Origin of the sequence: Caballeronia zhejiangensis (assembly GCF_000698575.1) — a bacterium.
In the GTDB taxonomy this organism is placed as follows: Bacteria; Pseudomonadota; Gammaproteobacteria; order Burkholderiales; family Burkholderiaceae; genus Caballeronia; species Caballeronia zhejiangensis.
In genome coordinates, this window is sequence record NZ_JFHD01000007.1 from 139,716 (window position 1) to 155,890 (window position 16,175).

The 16,175-nt window shown below is 63.5% G+C and carries 18 protein-coding genes; 6 read left to right on the forward strand and 12 right to left on the reverse strand.

The features are described from left to right. Nucleotides 1–4: 4 nt before the first annotated feature. Nucleotides 5–700: a response regulator transcription factor gene (locus BG60_RS12565; protein WP_033536135.1), complete on the reverse strand. Its 696-nt coding sequence runs from the start codon at nt 698–700 to the stop codon at nt 5–7. A gap of 195 nt (nt 701–895) precedes the next feature. On the opposite strand from BG60_RS12565, the gene BG60_RS12570 reads away from it, so the two are divergent. Next, the gene (locus BG60_RS12570; RefSeq protein ID WP_008353416.1) at nt 896–1,348 is read left to right on the forward strand and encodes a response regulator; all 453 of its coding nucleotides are present in this window, start codon (nt 896–898) and stop codon (nt 1,346–1,348) included. A 111-nt stretch (nt 1,349–1,459) separates the two neighbouring features. Here BG60_RS12570 and BG60_RS12575 read toward each other — a convergent pair whose 3' ends face one another. The 10 genes from BG60_RS12575 to BG60_RS12620 all read right to left on the reverse strand — a co-directional run bounded on the left by BG60_RS12575 (nt 1,460) and on the right by BG60_RS12620 (nt 10,571). Beyond that, complete coding sequence (locus BG60_RS12575) at nt 1,460–2,395, reverse strand: aldose epimerase family protein (protein WP_034471780.1); 936 nt, start codon at nt 2,393–2,395, stop codon at nt 1,460–1,462. Then, nucleotides 2,392–3,300, reverse strand: coding sequence for an ABC transporter permease (locus tag BG60_RS12580; RefSeq protein WP_033536134.1), 909 nt, complete (start codon nt 3,298–3,300; stop codon nt 2,392–2,394). Before BG60_RS12580 ends, BG60_RS12575 begins: the two co-directional genes overlap by 4 nt. Beyond that, nucleotides 3,300–4,163: an ABC transporter permease gene (locus tag BG60_RS12585; protein ID WP_008353421.1), complete on the reverse strand. Its 864-nt coding sequence runs from the start codon at nt 4,161–4,163 to the stop codon at nt 3,300–3,302. Before BG60_RS12585 ends, BG60_RS12580 begins: the two co-directional genes overlap by 1 nt. Further along, nucleotides 4,160–5,236 carry an ABC transporter ATP-binding protein gene (locus BG60_RS12590; RefSeq protein ID WP_008353423.1) on the reverse strand — a complete coding sequence of 359 codons (1,077 nt, stop codon included), beginning with the start codon at nt 5,234–5,236 and terminating at the stop codon, nt 4,160–4,162. Before BG60_RS12590 ends, BG60_RS12585 begins: the two co-directional genes overlap by 4 nt. Before the next feature lie 80 nt (nt 5,237–5,316). Continuing rightward, on the reverse strand, nt 5,317–6,489 hold the full coding sequence (locus BG60_RS12595) for an ABC transporter substrate-binding protein (protein ID WP_008353424.1): 1,173 nt from the start codon (nt 6,487–6,489) through the stop codon (nt 5,317–5,319). A 313-nt stretch (nt 6,490–6,802) separates the two neighbouring features. Further along, the gene (locus tag BG60_RS12600; protein ID WP_008353426.1) at nt 6,803–7,753 is read right to left on the reverse strand and encodes a dihydrodipicolinate synthase family protein; all 951 of its coding nucleotides are present in this window, start codon (nt 7,751–7,753) and stop codon (nt 6,803–6,805) included. Between the two features lie 133 nt (nt 7,754–7,886). Continuing rightward, nucleotides 7,887–8,579: a FadR/GntR family transcriptional regulator gene (locus tag BG60_RS12605; RefSeq protein ID WP_008353427.1), complete on the reverse strand. Its 693-nt coding sequence runs from the start codon at nt 8,577–8,579 to the stop codon at nt 7,887–7,889. 228 nt (nt 8,580–8,807) lie between these two features. Next, the gene (locus BG60_RS12610; protein ID WP_008353428.1) at nt 8,808–9,644 is read right to left on the reverse strand and encodes a 3-oxoadipate:acetyl-CoA acetyltransferase; all 837 of its coding nucleotides are present in this window, start codon (nt 9,642–9,644) and stop codon (nt 8,808–8,810) included. A gap of 176 nt (nt 9,645–9,820) precedes the next feature. Then, nucleotides 9,821–10,102: a DUF3303 domain-containing protein gene (locus tag BG60_RS12615; RefSeq protein WP_008353429.1), complete on the reverse strand. Its 282-nt coding sequence runs from the start codon at nt 10,100–10,102 to the stop codon at nt 9,821–9,823. A 118-nt stretch (nt 10,103–10,220) separates the two neighbouring features. Continuing rightward, on the reverse strand, nt 10,221–10,571 hold the full coding sequence (locus BG60_RS12620) for a hypothetical protein (protein WP_144403665.1): 351 nt from the start codon (nt 10,569–10,571) through the stop codon (nt 10,221–10,223). Nucleotides 10,572–10,830: 259 nt separating this feature from the next. On the opposite strand from BG60_RS12620, the gene BG60_RS12625 reads away from it, so the two are divergent. The 3 genes from BG60_RS12625 to BG60_RS12635 are packed head-to-tail and all read left to right on the forward strand — an operon-like array spanning nt 10,831 to nt 13,190. Beyond that, entirely contained in the window at nt 10,831–11,133 is a 303-nt protein-coding gene (locus tag BG60_RS12625) for an EF-hand domain-containing protein (protein WP_008353431.1), read from the forward strand. Between the two features lie 12 nt (nt 11,134–11,145). Further along, a complete protein-coding gene (locus BG60_RS12630; protein WP_008353432.1) occupies nt 11,146–11,859 on the forward strand; it encodes a response regulator in 714 nt (237 codons plus the stop codon). Next, nucleotides 11,856–13,190 carry an ATP-binding protein gene (locus tag BG60_RS12635; RefSeq protein ID WP_008353433.1) on the forward strand — a complete coding sequence of 445 codons (1,335 nt, stop codon included), beginning with the start codon at nt 11,856–11,858 and terminating at the stop codon, nt 13,188–13,190. The genes BG60_RS12630 and BG60_RS12635 overlap by 4 nt, the downstream gene beginning before the upstream one ends. A 2-nt stretch (nt 13,191–13,192) precedes the next feature. On the opposite strand, the gene BG60_RS12640 is transcribed toward BG60_RS12635, so the two are convergent. Continuing rightward, complete coding sequence (locus BG60_RS12640; RefSeq protein WP_008353435.1) at nt 13,193–14,566, reverse strand: polyhydroxyalkanoate depolymerase; 1,374 nt, start codon at nt 14,564–14,566, stop codon at nt 13,193–13,195. Nucleotides 14,567–14,740: 174 nt separating this feature from the next. Here BG60_RS12640 and BG60_RS12645 point away from each other — a divergent pair, with 174 nt between their 5' ends. Further along, nucleotides 14,741–15,394 (forward strand): glutathione S-transferase family protein, encoded by a 654-nt coding sequence (locus BG60_RS12645; protein ID WP_008353437.1) that lies wholly within the window; start codon nt 14,741–14,743, stop codon nt 15,392–15,394. Nucleotides 15,395–15,469: 75 nt separating this feature from the next. After that, nucleotides 15,470–16,174 (forward strand): Crp/Fnr family transcriptional regulator, encoded by a 705-nt coding sequence (locus BG60_RS12650; RefSeq protein ID WP_008353439.1) that lies wholly within the window; start codon nt 15,470–15,472, stop codon nt 16,172–16,174. The last annotated feature ends 1 nt before the right edge of the window (nt 16,175 follow it).

The window sequence follows — 16,175 nt, forward strand, 5'->3', positions numbered from 1 at the left end:
CGGCTCAGGACGCCGACGACGTATTGCTCATCGGCATTTCGATCCCGCGCCGCGCCATTTCGACGATTAGAAACGTTCGCCGCGTCACGTGAAAGCGCGCGAGCAGATCGCTCGAATATTCCTTCGCGGTGTTTTCGCTGATGTTCATCTTTCGCGCGATCGCCTTGTTCGACAGCCCTTGCAGCAGATAGCGCAGCGTCTCGGTGAGGCGCGGCGGCAGTTCGAGCGATTCGATCGTCACGCCCGCGTGCGGCGAGACCGGCTTCGGGCTGTGACCGCCCTTGCCCAGCACCGTATTCGGCAAATACACGCGCCCGTTCAGAATCGTTTTCAGCGCCTCGCGAAACACGCCCGCGCCCTGCTCACTGCCCTTCGAGATGAATCCGCACGCGCCGTTCTTGATGCATTCGAGCACCGTGTCGCGGTCATCCTGCGCCGACAGCATGATCGTCTGGACCTCGCGTTCTTCTTCGCGGATCCAGTTGAGCAGATCCATGCCGGTCGCCTGGCCGCGCAAGTGGTAGTCGAGAAACATCAGATCGTAGGTATTGGCGGAAAGCTTGGCTTTCGCCTGCTCGACTCCATCGGCTTCGTCGATTTCGAGCAAAGGCTCGTTCGCCAGGATCAGGCTTTTCATCGCGCTCCTGGTGAGCCCTTCGTCCTCTACTAGCAACACAGTTTTGAAATAGCCATTTTCCATTGCGACGCTCCGAGAACGGTTCCGATATTACGCGCGCCTTGCCCGACTTCCACCCTCCTTTCGCAGGGATACATTCGGCAGTCTCCCAAAATCTCCCGCGTTCCCCTCCCGCGCCGGGTTTGGCGACCGCCACGTTCGGCCGAAACTGAACGCAGTCGAATCACCACGTAACCCAAAACGAGAATGGAGGATGAGATGTCAAGCCGTCTGGCCGCCAGCGAAAGCGAATTCGCATTGTGGCGCATCAAGCGGGCGCGTACCGGAGACGCATCGCGCCGTGTGCTGATCGCCCACAAGGACAAGTCGATCGGCGATTCGCTCGCCGTGCAACTTCGGCTCAAAGGCTTGCAGGTCATCCTTTCGCAGGATCTGAAATCGGTGCGCGCGCTGGTCAATAGCTGGCATCCGCACGCGCTGCTTCTCGACACGAGCCTTGACAACGAATCCGGCTACGTCTTTCTGCGCACGTTGAGTACGGACGGCGATGTCACCGGCCGCCTGCTCGTCGCGATGAGCAACGTGTGGCCCGCCGATCCGGTGCAGACGCTCAAGGACGCCGGTTTCGACGCCCATTGCCGCCGGCCTTGCGCGACGTGGCGCATCGTCGATCTCGTCGAATCGTTCTTTTCGATGCCGCTCACGCGCTGAGTCGATGGAGGTGCGCCATGAACACGGATATTTGCATCGTCGGGGGCGTGCTGCCCGCGAACGCATCGCGCTGCCGCGCGGTCCGCGAGCGCGCCTGTGTCGAAGCGCGCGTCAGGCGGCGGCGCCGTCGTGCCGGGCCGGGTTCGCGCCGGCTGCCATCGAGAGCGACGCCTGTATTTCACTACCTGGCTCGATGACGGCGATGCCCGTCCCGCGCAAGCCCTGCGCCGCGAGATTGAAGCCGTCGCTCACGTGCGACACCGGTTCGACGCACAGATAACCCGCCCCGGCCGGACAATGCACGACGACGTGACCGAGCGCGTCGTCGGCGATCAATCCGAGCGTGCGGCCGTCGGCGTAATGCAGCGTCGCACGGCCGTCCCAGCCGCTCAGATAGCGCGTGTACCCTTCCGTCTCGCGTTGGTGGAGAAGCGCGGGACGTTCGTCCGTCGGCTCGATCGCGATTTCGGCTTCGTGACGCCAATGCGTCGTCGTATGGAGTTCGGCTTCCAGCGCGACGAAATACGGATGAAAACCGAGGCCGACCGGCATCGGGCTCGACGACCGGTTCGCGACACGCATCGACAGCCGCGCGCCATCCGCATTGGCCTCGATCAGTTGCACGGCCTCGAACGCCCACGGCCAGCCGTGCTCGCCCTCGCCGTGCGTGTAACGCATCACGACGCAATCCGCCTCGTGCAACTCGACGCTCCACGCCGCGTACTGGCCGAATCCATGCAATGCGTGCGTCATGCCTGGAAACGTCGCCAGTTCGACGACGGAACCGTCCGGCGCGGGAAAACGCGCATCGCGCACGCGATTCGAAAACGGCGCGAGCGGATAGCTGCCGCCCTTGGGCCACGCATCGCAAGACCAGCTCGCGACTGTCACCGGCGCGAGCCAGTCATGCAATCCGCGCGCATCCCGCGTGGCGAAGCGCGTGATGCGCCCGCCCGCCATCGGCGCAATTTCGAGCACATGCGGCCCGCTCGCGATACTCAGGCGCGGTTCCGCGTTCAGCTCTCCAACTGCACGAAATTTCGTCACTGCTTCTGTTCCTTCACGCGCGACACGAGCTGCGTCGGGCTCACGAACTGCAACGCGATCAGCACCCAGATCATCGTGATGGCCATGTAGATCATCGCCATCGCGTCGATGGACTGCGGCGCGCGCACGCCCGTCGAGAACACCGCGTAGTACAGCGCGACGACGAGCGTCTGCGTCGTCGGACCGGCGGTGAAGAACGTCAGCTCGAACATGCCGATGGTCCGCACCAGCACCAGCAAGCCGGCAGCCAGCATGCCCGGCACGAGCAGCGGCAGCAGCACGTAGCGGAAATACTTCGCCGTGTTCGCGCCGAAGATGCGCGCGGCCGATTCCAGATTCGGATCGATCTGCTCGATGAACGGTGTCATCACGAGAATGACGAACGGCAGCGCAGGCACCAGGTTCGCGAGGATCACGCCGGTCAGCGTGCCCGCGAGATGGAACTTGTACATGACCGTCGCCATCGGGATGCCGTAGGTCACGGGCGGCACCATCAGCGGCAGCAGGAAGACGAGCATCGCGAAACGCTTGCCGGGAAATTGCACGCGGGCGAGCGCATACGCGGCGGGCACGCCGAGCGCGATCGACAGCAGCACGACCGCGCCGACCACTTCGAGCGTCACGAGCAGCACGCTCGAAAGCTGGAAGTCGCTCCACGCCTGCGCGTACCAGTGCAGCGTGAAGCCTTGCGGCAGCAGCGTGCCGAACCAGCGCGTCGCCACCGAATTCACGGCGACCGTCGCGATCAGCAGCAGCACGTTGACGAGGAAGAAGGCCATCGTCGTCCAGACGAAGAACTTCCATAGCCTGGCGCGCAGGCTCGCTTGCTGTTTCATCTGTTTGCCCGTGCTTCGAGTCGGGGCGCCGGCCTGCCAGCCGGACGCCGCGCGGTTATCGGTCGTCATTATCCCTTGCCTCCCGTCACCGGACCCGTATAGAAGAAGCGGCGCGCGCCGAGCATGCCGCCGACCACGAGCAACTGCACGAAGCCCATCACGATCGCGATGGTCGATGCGAGCGCGTAGTCGTAGTTTTCGAACGCAGCCTCCGATGCGGCGATCGAGATCACGCGCGTCGGGCCGGCCGGCGCGCCGAGCAGCACCGCCGACGGAAACACCGAGAACGCCTGCACGAACGAGAGACACGCGGTCATCGTGAGGCCGGGCAACAGCAAGGGCAGATAGATCTGACGGAACTGCTGCCACGGATTCGCGCCGAGCGTGGCCGCCGCGCGCGCGAGCGTCGGATCGATGCCGGTCACGTACGAAAGCGTCAGCAGAAACGCGAACGGAAATCCCGACACGATCAGCGAAATCAGCACGCCCCAGTAGTTGTGCGTGAGACGCACTTCATCGCCGTAGAGATGCAGCGCCTGCAACGCCTGCGGGAACCAGCCGTTCGGACTGAAGTACGTGAGCATGCCGTCGGCGATCAGCACGGTGCCGAGCGTCACCGGCACGACGAGCAGCGTCGTCGCGAACTTCTGCCACGGCGACGTGCGGCGCAGCGCGAACGCGACGGGCACCGATACGCCGACGTTGATGATCGTCGCGGGCACGGCGAGCTTGAGCGTGACGATGATCGTCGGCCACATCGACGAATCGGTGAAGAACGTGACGTAGTTCGCCCACATGCCGCCGCCGTTCATCGGATTGAACGACAGCATCAGCCCATAGGCGAACGGATAGATGAACAGCGCGAGAATGAAGATGAGCGCGGGCGCTACGAGCCAGCCCTTCGGATCGCGCTGCGCGGGAAGCGCGATCATTTTTCTTCTCCGTACACGAGCGTCTTCGAAGGCGCGACGCGCAGCGTGATGCGCTCGCCTTCGCTGCATTCGCCCGCGATGCGCGCCCAGAGCTTGCCGAACGCCGTATCGATGATGATGAGCGAATCGCGTCCGCCGTACTCGACGACTTCGACGTGCGCGTCGAACGCGTTTTCCGTGCCGGGCGCGACGCGCTCCATGTCTTCCGGACGCAGCGCGACCGCAACGCGCTTGCTGTCGAAGCCTTCCATCGGCGTGCCGAGCAGCCTGACGCCGTTCGCGTTCACCGCGACGCAATCGCCCTGCGTGCCTTCGAGCGTCGCCTGCACGACATTGCGAAAGCCCATGAACCGCGCGACGTGCAGGTTCTTCGGACGCGAATAGACTTCCTTCGGCGACGCGACCTGCTGCACGACGCCCTCTTTCATCACGACGATGCGATCGGCCATCGAGAGCGCTTCGTCCTGATCGTGCGTGACGTAGATCGTCGCGCGCTCCAGCTTGCCGTGGATGCGGCGAATCTCGGCGCGCATTTCGATGCGCAACTTGGTGTCGAGGTTAGAGAGCGGCTCGTCCATCAAAACGAGCGGCGGTTCGATGACGATCGCGCGCGCGATCGCCACGCGCTGTTGCTGGCCGCCGGAAAGCTGACCGGGCAGCTTGGCGTCGTGGCCGATCAGTTGCACGAGTTGCAACGCGGCTTTCGCCCGCTTCGTCGCTTCGGCCTTGGATACCCCGCGCATCTTCAATCCGAAACCGACGTTGTCCAGCACCGACATGTGCGGAAAGAGCGCGTAGTTCTGAAAGACCATGCCGAAGCCGCGCTTTTCGGGCGGCAGCACGTCGATACGTTTGTCGTCGAGCCAGATGCCGCCGCCGGTCAACGGCTGCAATCCGGCGATGCAGTTCAGCGCGGTCGACTTGCCGCAGCCCGACGGTCCGAGCAGCGCGATGAACTCGCCGCGCTGGATGTTCAGATCGAGTCCCTTCAACGCCGCGAGTTGCTGACCTTCGGCGTTGGTGAAGCTGCGCGAGACCGAGTCGAGGCGCAACTGCTCAAAAGTGTGCTTCATGACATTTCCTGCGCTTTTTTGTACAAGCGGCGACGCTCCTCGCGAGGAACGTCGCCGTCTCATCACACCGATACGTCGACTTACTTCGTCTTCGCCGCGCCGATTTCGCGGTCCCATTTTTGGAACGCGGCGACCATCGCCTGCGCGTTCAGCGGCAGTACGTGCGGACGGTCGGCGAGGAGCTTCGCGTATTCCGGACGGCCGAACTTCTGGATGACTTCCTGGCTCTTCGCGGGCGCCATCGAGAGCGGCACGTCCTTCACCGCCGGGCCAGGATAGAAATAGCCATCGTCATATGTCAGCGCCTGCTGCGCCGGCTCGAGCATGAAGTTCATCAGCTTGTAGAGCACGTCGAGCTTTTCCTTCGGCACGCCTTTCGGAATCACCATGTAATGGGCGTCGTTGACCCACGTCATGTTGTCGAATGCGCCGACCTTGAATTCCGCCGGCACGATGCCGAGCGCGCGCGGATTGATGTCCCAGCCCGTCACGGTGACGGTCATGTCGCGCGTGCCTTCACCCAGCTCCTTCATCACGGCCGACGTGCCGCCCGGGTAGTACGGAATGCAGTCGTTCAGTTGCTTGAGGAACGCCCAGGTCTTGTCCCAGCCGTTGATCGGGTCCATCGGGTCCTTGTCGCCGAGCACGTACGGCAGGCCCATCAGGAAGGTGCGGCCCGGACCGGAGTTGGCCGGACGCGCGTAGATCAGCTTGTTCGGATGCGCCTTGCACCACGCGAGCAGTTGATCCGGCGTCTTGGGGACATCGGTGACTTTGGCCGGGTTGTATTCGAGCAGCGGACCCGCTGGCATGTACGTCACTTCCAGACCGTAGCCCTGCGCGATGTCCTGCATCTTGCGCGGACCGGGCGCGTACTTGTCGAGCACGCCGGGGAATGCCTTGGCGTTGTCGGGCAGAAGCTTCTCCCACAGACCTTGCTGAATGCCGGCCGCGAGCGCGTCGGTGCCCGTCACGACGAGGTCGATGTCCGAGCGCCCCGCCGCCTGCATCGCCTTGATCTTGCCCGGCAGTTGCGGCGCCGGCGCATTCGTGAACGTGATGCTGGACACGAGGTCCGGATACTTGGCCTTGAACGCCTCGAAGCCCTTTTGCGTCAGTTGCAGATTGCCTGCAACGTCGACGATGTTGATCGACACGGGATCGGCCGCGTGGGCCGCGCTCGTGCCGAAAGCCGCGCTCACGGCGACGCAAATCGCCGCCAGTTTCACTGACAGTCCTGCCTTGAAAGCCATGTTGTCTCCTCACTTCTCTCGCAACCGCTGGTCGGGAAGAGGTCCGGTCGGATCGTCGATGTTGTCGATTGTGTTGATCGCCGGCCTGTTTGTACTTCGTTCTGATTCTTGCGTGTCTATCGTGCGCGTGCGTCCTCGTTGCGGCTTGGATGCTGAAAAATAGCTAACGAGGTTATAGGATGTCAAGCAAATCGCAACCCGCCGATGCTGTTACCGAAACAGCCGAACCGCCTTTTTTCCTCTGCCGATAGCGCTTTGCAAGCCGACTCGGGATATACCCCGAGCGCTTGTTACCTCCCGCTTTAACCTGTATTTAACTGGGGTTTCCTGCACGTTTCCCGGAGACGCGGAGGGTTTCATCGAATGCGAGCAGCGCGCGCGCTTCACGTTCGATGGCCGGCAAGGCAGCTTCAGGCGACGCGCTCAGCAACGGCAGTATCGGGCCCATGTCGGCGATGCCCGATAAGGTCACGGCGTCGTGCAGAACGCGGATCAGCGAGACTTCGTCGCGAAGGGTTTCGAGCGGCATAAAGTGCTCGTGGATGGAATCGGCCCCGGTGCCGCCTGCTTTTGCGGCGCGCAGCAGCGCCATCACTGCGTGCGGCGCGATGCATCCCGAGCCGGTCGTCCATGACGCGAGACCGAAGTCGCGCGTGTGAACCAGCGCGGGGCGCTCGCCCATGCCCGACACGACCTTCGACGCCGGCACGCTTTCGAGCAAGCGCCGCAGATAGCCGTCGTCCGCTGGATTGGCCCGCTGAATCGCGTATTTCACCGCGAGCAGCGTGCCGTCATCGACGAGGCCGGCAAGCCCGTCCACGTCGATGTAACTCTCGCTCTTGATATAGAGCGTGAACGGCATGCCGGCCACATCGGCAAGACGTCTGAGGCCGTGCGCGACGCCCTCCGGCGTGGTGAAACCCGCGAGCGGCAGGATCATCGCGGTGCGGTAGCCCGTCTGCGCGAGGATGCGCGCCTGATCGAGCATCTTCCCGTAGTCAGGGCCGATGGCCGGAATGACGCGAGTCCGCGGACCAGCCGACTCGGCCAGCATGTCAAGCAACTCCCGGAACTCGCTGACGGCGACGTGGTACAGATTCGCGTTGCCGCCGTAAAGCAGCGTGGAGACGCCGCCGGCCTCGATATGAGCGATCAGCCTGCGGTTGGCTTTGGGATCGAGCGAATAATCCGGGCGACGCGCCAGGGGCGGCACCGCCATGACGGATGCGGAAAACTCGCTGACGACGATGGGATCGGTATTCATGACGCCTCGCTGAATCGACGGAAAAGGTCCGCAGAAGGTAGCAAGGCGGGTTAAAGTTGTCAAACAACTTTGCCGGGAGGGAGCCGGTTTATCGCAAGTTGGCTAAGGTTGTGTGACAACTGTCGGGTCGAAATTATTCACCGAACATGCGCTCGACCGCGTTCTCGAGGTGCGCCTTCATCGCTTGCCCGGCTCGGGCGGAATCGCGCGCGCGGATCGCTTCAAGGATTTCGCGATGCTCTCTCTGAACGAGACGCTGGCGTTCGAGCGTCTTCACGTACGACAGGTTGCGTGACAGGTTCATGCTGACTTCGACCTGTTCTTCGATGAACGACAGCACGGTGATGAAGAACTGATTTTTAGACGCTCGCGCGACCGCGAGATGAAACGCGAAATCGTCTTTCGCGCCGATGCCCTCCTGCGTTTCGACGACGCGTTCGAGCTGGTCCCACGCGTCCTGAATCGCGCGGATGTCTTGCTCCTCGGCCTTGACGGCGGCCAGTTCCGCCGCGCCCGACTCCGTCACCACGCGAAATTCGTAGCAGCGACGAATGTCGGATAGCGTTTCCAGCGGAGCGAAGCGGCGCACGTCGGGATCGGGGCGGCGACCCACGATCGTTCCCGATCCGCGCCGCGTCACGATGATGCCGTCTGCGCGCAACCGCGCGAGCGCCTCGCGCACGGTCGGACGCGAGGTGGCGAATCGTTCCGCGAGCGCGTGTTCGGTGAGGAGCCGGTCGCCCTCCTTGAACTCGCCTTCGATGATGCTGTTGAGGATGTCGCTATAAATCCGGTCGGCGAGGCCGGATGACTTACGCTCGTTCATGTTCGCGCGTGACGTGCTTGTCAGGGTGGAGACCGATTGTAAGGCAGATTTTGTCAGGCAGATTTTCGCGCGAGGCACCGCAAGCCGCCTGTCCCATGCTCAGTATTTCACCGCACGCGAAGTGCGAGCCGTGAATGACATTTCGGCATGCGAAGCGATATTGCGCAGCGTAAACAAAAACGCGCCCGCGGTCTCCCGCAAGCGCGCTTCGGCCATCGCCATCGAAATTCAGATCGACAACAGCTTCCTCGCTTCCTTCGCCGTCGCCACCGGCCGACCGTACTCCGCGCATAACGACGCCACCCGGCTCACGAGTTGCGCATTGCTCTTCGCGAGCGTGTCCTTGTCCCAGCGCACGTTGTCTTCGAGTCCCGTTCGGCAATGTCCGCCCAATTGCAACGTCCAATGATTCACTTCGAGCTGATGGCGCCCGATGCCCGCAGCCGTCCACGTGGCATCCGGCAGATTCTTCTTCAACTGCTCGACCTCGAACTCGAGAATCTCGCGTCGCGCGGGCAATGCGTTCTTCACGCCGAGCACGAACTGAACGTGTACAGGCGATTTCAACAAACCCTGATTCACGAGATCGACGGTGCTATAGAGCATCGCCAGATCGAAGATCTCGATCTCGGGCTTCACGTTGTGATCGAGCATCGTCTGCGCGAGCGAGCGCACGAAATCGGGCGGATTTTCGTAGACGATCGTCGGAAAGTTGACCGATCCCGTCGCGAGCGACGCCATGTCAGGCTTCAAGTCCAGCATCGCGCCGCGCTGCTCGAACGAACGCCCGCGCCCGCCCGTCGAGAACTGGATGATGATGTCAGGGCAATGCTTGCGGATGCCTTCCTGCAATTCCGCGAACCTGTGCCGGTCCGAGCTCGATCGTTCATCCTCGTCGCGCACATGCAGATGCACGAGCGTCGCGCCCGCCTCATACGCCTCGTGCGTGCTTTCGATCTGCTCGGCAATCGTGATCGGCACGGCGGGATTGTCTTTCTTGCGCGGCACCGAGCCGGTGATCGCAACCGATATGACGCAAGGTTCTTTCGTAGGGGATTGGGTCACGCTTCGCTCCTTGACGGCGCCATGCTTGAAACAACTTCGCGGAGATCGAATATGGCGCTCAAATTTGAACTAACTAGTACATTTGTGATGTTGAGGCATTCTCCGTGCCGCTGCAAGCCACGCAAACCCTAAGCTCTCGACGCGCGTTCGTACGACGAATCGGGCCGCTTGCCCCGCTACTGTCGCTGCGCATACTCGGCGAGCATTTTTCCGACCTGCTCGTCCGTGATCGCCGGCTTGATGTCGAACATGAACAAATCGGCCCATTCGTGCGCCCATTGCGCGAGCGGCTCGACGTTGTCGCATTCGCACACGGCGATACCCCAGATCGAACCGATCGCATGCCAGCGGCCCAGCAGATGAATGCCGTCGGGCGGCGCGCCGCGAGTTTGCAGGAATCGCTCGGCCGCGAGTCGTTCGGCCTCGGGTTGCGCAGTCCAGTTGACGATGAATAGCATGGCTCGATCCTCCTGTTGGAACGCCATGAAACGGCGCGACGCGCCGGGCTCGCCGCCGCATCGGCAGTTGCGCCGATGCGGTTCATCCAGTATAGGAGGCGGCCGTGGATCGCATTGATCAATGCATGACGACGACGGGCGTCGCGAGCACCGGCTGCGCGTAAGTCACTCTGACGGCAGGCGCAACTCCATACGGCGTCACGATGACGGCAGGCTGCGGCGGCGGAGGCGGCGGCGCGGCGACCACCACCGGCGCGAACGCCGGCTCGACGACGATCGTGCGCGCGGGCACGTAGTAATACGGCGGCCTCGGCGGCGGCGCGTAGTAGTACACGGGACGCGGCGGCGGCGCGTAAACGACGGCGGGCGCGACGTAGGAAACCTGCACGCTCGTTCCAGCCGATGCGGTCTTCGCGCAGGTCAGGCTGATGGCGGCAACGGCGGAAACGCTGAGCAAACGGCAATTCATGTTGAAGTCCTCATGCATCGTGAGACGTTGAATACGGCAGCAACAAAGAAATGCAACTGCCGGCGATGAGAACGATAGCGAAGCCCTGCCCGATGCGTGAGTCGTAACTTATGTCGCGGGATGTCGGCGCGAATGCGCGGCATCGAACGCGAAATACGGCGACATGATTCGTAGCATCCCCAAGATTGCGTTCGCGGCGCGGCTCAATAGAATGGCATCACCGTCGACGTTCATCCGTAGCGAATCAGGGGAGAGAGCCATGCGAAAGATTCTTGTCATCCTTGCGGCATGCGCGGCGTGCGCCACGTCGGGCGCGGCGTTCGCGCAGACCGCTACGCAGCCGATGGGCGCGAGCCCGCGCCTCGAACACGTGCTCGGCCAGTTGCAGACGCGCTTTTCGAGCGCCAACACCACGCACGACGGCAAGCTCACGCGCGAGCAGGCATCCACGGGCATGCCGATGGTCGCCAAGCACTTCGACGAAATCGACACGCAGAAGAACGGCTACGTCACGCTGCCGCAAATCGAAGCCTTCATGCACGAGCACGCCGCGCAACGCTGACCCGGAGCCTCCATGGAAACCCTGCCGAAGATCATCGTGCTTGACGACGAAGCCGAGTTGCGCAACATGCTGCAGCGATTTCTGAGTTCGCAGGGTTTCGAGGTACGCGTCGTCGAAAATGGCAAGCGGCTCGACCGCTATTTGCAGCGCGAGCCTTACGACCTGCTGGTGCTCGACTGGATGATGGAGCCCGAAGACGGCCTCTCGGTCTGCAAGCGCCTGCGCGCCGAAGGCCAGACGCTGCCGATCCTGATGCTCACCGCGAAAGGCGATCCGGTCGACAAGGTCGTCGGCCTCGAAACCGGCGCCGACGATTACCTTGCCAAGCCCTTTCTGCCGCAGGAACTCGTCGCTCGCGTGCGTGCGTTGCTGCGCCGCCAGAAGATTGCGGCGGGCGACCCGACGCATACGCAGCAGCGCATCCGTTTCGGCGATTTCCGCCTCGATCTCGCGAAGCAAAAGCTGTATCGCGGCGGCGAGCCGTTCGAGATTCATTCCGCGCAGATGCAGTTGCTCACGGCGCTCGGCTCGTCGCCGAACCGCGCGGTCAGCCGCGACAACCTCATCGCCCGCACGCGCGGCCGCGATCACGACGCGCTCGATCGCAGCATCGACGTGCAGGTGTTGCGGCTGCGTCAGATCGTCGAGGAAGATCCGGGCAAGCCTCGGTTCATCAAGACCGTGTGGGGCGTCGGCTACATGCTGCTCGCGGAAATCGAATCGTGAAGTGGGCGCCGCGCTCGCTCTTCGCGCGCAACATCCTGCTGCTGGTCGCGCTCGTCGCGGTGAGCCAGGTGTGCGCGATCGCCGTGCTGCTCCATTTCATCCAGACGCCGCGCATCGAGCGCGCGGCGGCGACCTTCGCGAGCTATATCGTCACGCTCGATACGCTCCTGAAAACTTCGCCGCCCGAAGCCGCGCAAGGCGTTGCCGTGAACCTCGACCTTCGCGCCGAACTGCCCGCCGGCGCGCGCGACATGGCGCCGGGATCGCGCTTGCGCTTCTATCAAACGTATCAGCGCCGGACGTTCATCGAGAGCCTGCGCGCGCATCTGCCCGCCGACATGCTCGTGCGCTGGCAAGGCGCAGAAGCGTCCGACGACGGTCAGCAGCGCTTGTGGATCCGCGCGCATCTGGCGGGCGAGCCGCGCTGGCTGGCGCTGCCGGTGCCCGAAGCCGCGCACGACGACGGCCTCGCGACCGCCCTTTTCCTTTCGCTCGGACTCGGCGCGCTCGCGTTCGCGACGGCGTACTTGATCCAGCGCCATCTGAACCGTCCGCTCGCGCATCTCGCCGATGCCGCTCGGCTCGTGTCCGCGGGCGGCGAGCCGGGCGTCCTGCCGACCGACGGTCCGACGGAAATCGCCCAGGTCAGCGGCGCCTTCAATCGCATGACGGCCGCGCTGAAGGAAGCCGACGCCACGCGCGCGCTGATGCTCGCGGGCATCTCGCACGACATTCGCACGCCGATGACCAAGCTGCGCCTCGCCATGGCGATGTCCGCCGTGCCATCGACGGACGCGGCTTTCGCGGCATCGGCGGAAGGCTATCTCGACACCATCGATACGATTCTTCAGCAGTTCATGGACTACGCGGGCAGCGGCGCGAAGGAAACGCCCGTCGTCGGCGATCTCAACGCGCTGATCGCCAATCTGGCCGCCGATTTCGCCGGACTGGGGCACGAGTTCGCGCTCGATCTCGGCGAGATCGAACCGTTCCCGTTCAGGCCGATCAGCATGATGCGGATGCTCATGAACCTGATGCAGAACGCAGTGCTCTACGGCGTAGTCGGCCTGGAAGTGCGGACGTGGACAGATCGCGAGGCGAACACGGCCTGCGTCGTGATCGCGGATCGCGGAAAAGGCCTCGGCGGTCAGGATCCGGAAGCGCTGAAGCAGCCGTTCAAGCGCGGCGGCGGCGAAGGCCAGCCGAAGGGCACGGGCCTCGGACTTGCAATCGTCGAGCGCATCGCGCGGCTGCACGGCGGAACGCTCGAACTGCGCGCGCGCGACGGCGGCGGCGCGGAGTCGCGCATCGTTCTGCCGCTCTCGAGCTAGCGTTATTCGGGATCGGCGATCGCCTGTTTGTCATCGCCCGCGTTCGCCGTCTGCGCCTGATCCTCTGCGACCGTGGATTCGCGTGCGAGCGGCGCGATTGCGTGCAAGGGCACCATCGGCTGCGTGCGCGCATTCACACCGGCGGGACTGGGCTCGTTGTCGTGGATCAATGCGCGAATGCGCGGATAAATCTGCTGCTCCCAGCGCTTGCCGTTGAACACGCCGTAGTGGCCGACGCCCGTCTGAACATGATGCGCCTTCAGATACGGCCGCAGCTTGTCGCACAGATCCTGCGCCGCGAGCGTTTGGCCGACGGCGCAGATATCGTCGCGCTCGCCCTCGACGGTGAAAAGCGCGGTGCGCCGGATCGCCGACGGATCGACCTTGCGGCCGCGCACTTCGAGCTGCTTCAGCGGCAGTGCGTGCCGCTGAAACACGGTGTCGACGGTTTCCAGATAGAACTCCGCGGTGAGGTCCATCGTCGCGAAGTATTCCTCGTAGAAAACGCGGATCGCATCGGCCTTCGCGACGTCGCCCTTCGCGCGTTGATGATGCATCTCCTCGAACGATTCGATGTGACGCGCGAGATTCATCGACATGAACGCGCCCAGCTGTACGAAGCCCGGATAAACGCGCCGCATCGCGCCCGCGAAACCGAACGGCACCATGCTGATGAGATTGCGCTCGAACCAGTCGATCGGCTTGCTTTTCGCGAGTTCGTTCACGCGCGTCGGGTTCACGCGCGTATCGATGGGACCGGCCATCAGCGTCATGCTCGCCGGCTCGGCGGGATGCCGGTCCTCGGCCATCAGCGCAACCGCCGAGAGCGCCGCGACGGTCGGCTGGCAGACGGCGAGCAGATGCGCGCCCGGCCCGATCGTCTCGATGAAATCGATGATGTGCTGCACGTATTCGTCGAAGCCGAAGCGGCCGTGCATCAGCGAGACGTCGCGCGGATTGCGCCAGTCGGTGATATAGACGTCGTGATCGGCGAGCATCGTCTGCACGGTGCCGCGCAAGAGGGTCGCGAAGTGGCCCGACATCGGCGCGATAACGAGCACGCGCGGCTGCACGATGGACGCATCGTCCTTGCAAAAATGCAGCAGATCGCAGAACGGCGTCGATGCCGCGACTTCTTCCACGACGCGCATCGTTTTGCCTTCGGCTTGCACCGGCGCGATATCGAATGGCGGCCGCGCGTGCGTCAGGCCCGTGAGCGCGACCTGTTCGCAGAGCGCCGCCATACCGCGGGCCTGCGGCGTCTCGCCGATATCCTTCCAGACACGCAGCGCGCCTTCGACGAGCGTGGCGGCGTGGCGGATCGGCAGCATCGAATCGGACCAGGCCTGATAGCCCGCATAGGTGAACGGATTCATGGCGACGAAAGGAGGCAATAGCCATGCCAATCGATGGCTACATGGGCCTTCATATGTCACGCGATTGGCATAGGCTTTGCACAGATGCCATTCACGAGCGCGTTTTGCCGCGCTTCGGTGCTTGGGCGCACCGCGCTCGATCCGTCTTGGTGCACGACGCGCGAGGAACGACTCATGGCGAACGCCACGCTCACCATTAGCAGCAAGAACTATTCGTCCTGGTCGCTGCGCGGCTGGCTGCTCACGAAGTTCAGCGGACTGCCGTTCGAGGAAGTCGTGATGCCCGCCGACGATCCCGGCGCGCGCGCCGAACTGCTTTTGCTGTCGCCATCGATACTCGTGCCGTGTCTCTTTCACGATGGCATCAAGGTCTGGGACACGCTCGCCATCGCGGAATATCTGAATGAAGTATGCCCCGATGCCGGCCTGTTGCCGAAGGAGCGCGCCGAACGCGCGCATTGCCGCGCGATTTGCGGCGAGATGCACTCGGGTTTTGCCGCACTGCGCTCCGCCCTGCCGATGAACCTGAAGGCGCACTTTCCGGGCTTCAAGGTATGGGCGCGCGCGCAGACCGACATCGAGCGGATCGTGACGATCTGGCATGAATGTCTCGCGCAGTATGGTGGTCCGTATCTGTTCGGCGAACGGACGTGCGCGGACGCGATGTTCGCGCCGGTCGTCACGCGCTTCGTGACCTACGATGTCAAGCTCGACGCCGATATCGTCGCGTACGGCGAGCGCATTCTCGCGATGCCGGAGATGCGCCGCTGGATCGCCGATGCGCAACAGGAAGCCGAGGAAATCGACGAACTCGATATCGAGTTCTGAAACGGTCGCGCGAGTCAGGCCGATTTTCTTTTCCTCCATTCGTGAACCATACTGGTCTTGAAGGAGGAAGTCGCAATGGAACCTTCAATCGATGCAGGCGCTTCGACCCGGCGCGCGCCGACGTTGCACGTCCGCTTTTCGGACACCGACGCGATCCCGTTTCCGACGCGCACCGTCGAGCGTGGCGATGCGTTGTATTGCGCGGGGGAGCCGTTGCGCAGCCTGTATACGGTGCAAAGCGGTTGCTTCAAGACCGTTGCGACATTCCCCAGCAGCGACGATGACAGCGCGCCGCACACGCAGGTCACGGGCTTTCACTTCGAAAACGAAACGCTCGGTCTCGACGGCATATGCACGAACCGGCACGAAAGCGACGCCGTCGCGCTCGAAGCGAGCGTCGTGCGGATCATGCCGGTCGGCATTCTCGAACCGCTGTGTCGCGAATACGCGGGGATGCAGCACGAACTGCTCGCGATCATGAGCGCGGAGATCGTGCGCGCATCGCGTCTCGCGCTGATGCTCGGCACCATGCCCGCGCGCGAACGCGTCGCGGCGTTCCTGCTCGATTTCGCCGAACGCCTCGACGCGGGCGCAACGTCATCCGGCGGACATCCGGTCGATCTTCTCTTGCCGATGACGCGCGCGGATATCGGCAGCTATCTCGGGCTCGAACTCGAAACCGTGAGCCGCACGCTCTCGAAGCTGCAGCGCGAAGGCGCGATCGGGCTCAACGGGCGTCAGGTCCGCATCGTCGATCGCGCGATGCTCGAACATCACTGAT

Bases quoted from the DNA above. Each gene is read 5' to 3' on its own strand.
- BG60_RS12570 (WP_008353416.1), top strand. From the start codon at position 896: ATGTCAAGCCGTCTGGCCGCCAGCGAAAGCGAATTCGCATTGTGGCGC.
- BG60_RS12595 (WP_008353424.1), bottom strand. From the start codon at position 6,489: ATGGCTTTCAAGGCAGGACTGTCAGTGAAACTGGCGGCGATTTGCGTC.
- BG60_RS12645 (WP_008353437.1), top strand. From the start codon at position 14,741: ATGGCGAACGCCACGCTCACCATTAGCAGCAAGAACTATTCGTCCTGG.
- BG60_RS12640 (WP_008353435.1), bottom strand. From the start codon at position 14,566: ATGAATCCGTTCACCTATGCGGGCTATCAGGCCTGGTCCGATTCGATG.
- BG60_RS12590 (WP_008353423.1), bottom strand. From the start codon at position 5,236: ATGAAGCACACTTTTGAGCAGTTGCGCCTCGACTCGGTCTCGCGCAGC.
- BG60_RS12585 (WP_008353421.1), bottom strand. From the start codon at position 4,163: ATGATCGCGCTTCCCGCGCAGCGCGATCCGAAGGGCTGGCTCGTAGCG.
- BG60_RS12625 (WP_008353431.1), top strand. From the start codon at position 10,831: ATGCGAAAGATTCTTGTCATCCTTGCGGCATGCGCGGCGTGCGCCACG.
- BG60_RS12615 (WP_008353429.1), bottom strand. From the start codon at position 10,102: ATGCTATTCATCGTCAACTGGACTGCGCAACCCGAGGCCGAACGACTC.
- BG60_RS12605 (WP_008353427.1), bottom strand. From the start codon at position 8,579: ATGAACGAGCGTAAGTCATCCGGCCTCGCCGACCGGATTTATAGCGAC.
- BG60_RS12620 (WP_144403665.1), bottom strand. From the start codon at position 10,571: ATGAATTGCCGTTTGCTCAGCGTTTCCGCCGTTGCCGCCATCAGCCTG.
- BG60_RS12650 (WP_008353439.1), top strand. From the start codon at position 15,470: ATGGAACCTTCAATCGATGCAGGCGCTTCGACCCGGCGCGCGCCGACG.
- BG60_RS12565 (WP_033536135.1), bottom strand. From the start codon at position 700: ATGGAAAATGGCTATTTCAAAACTGTGTTGCTAGTAGAGGACGAAGGG.
- BG60_RS12600 (WP_008353426.1), bottom strand. From the start codon at position 7,753: ATGAATACCGATCCCATCGTCGTCAGCGAGTTTTCCGCATCCGTCATG.
- BG60_RS12630 (WP_008353432.1), top strand. From the start codon at position 11,146: ATGGAAACCCTGCCGAAGATCATCGTGCTTGACGACGAAGCCGAGTTG.
- BG60_RS12580 (WP_033536134.1), bottom strand. From the start codon at position 3,300: ATGACGACCGATAACCGCGCGGCGTCCGGCTGGCAGGCCGGCGCCCCG.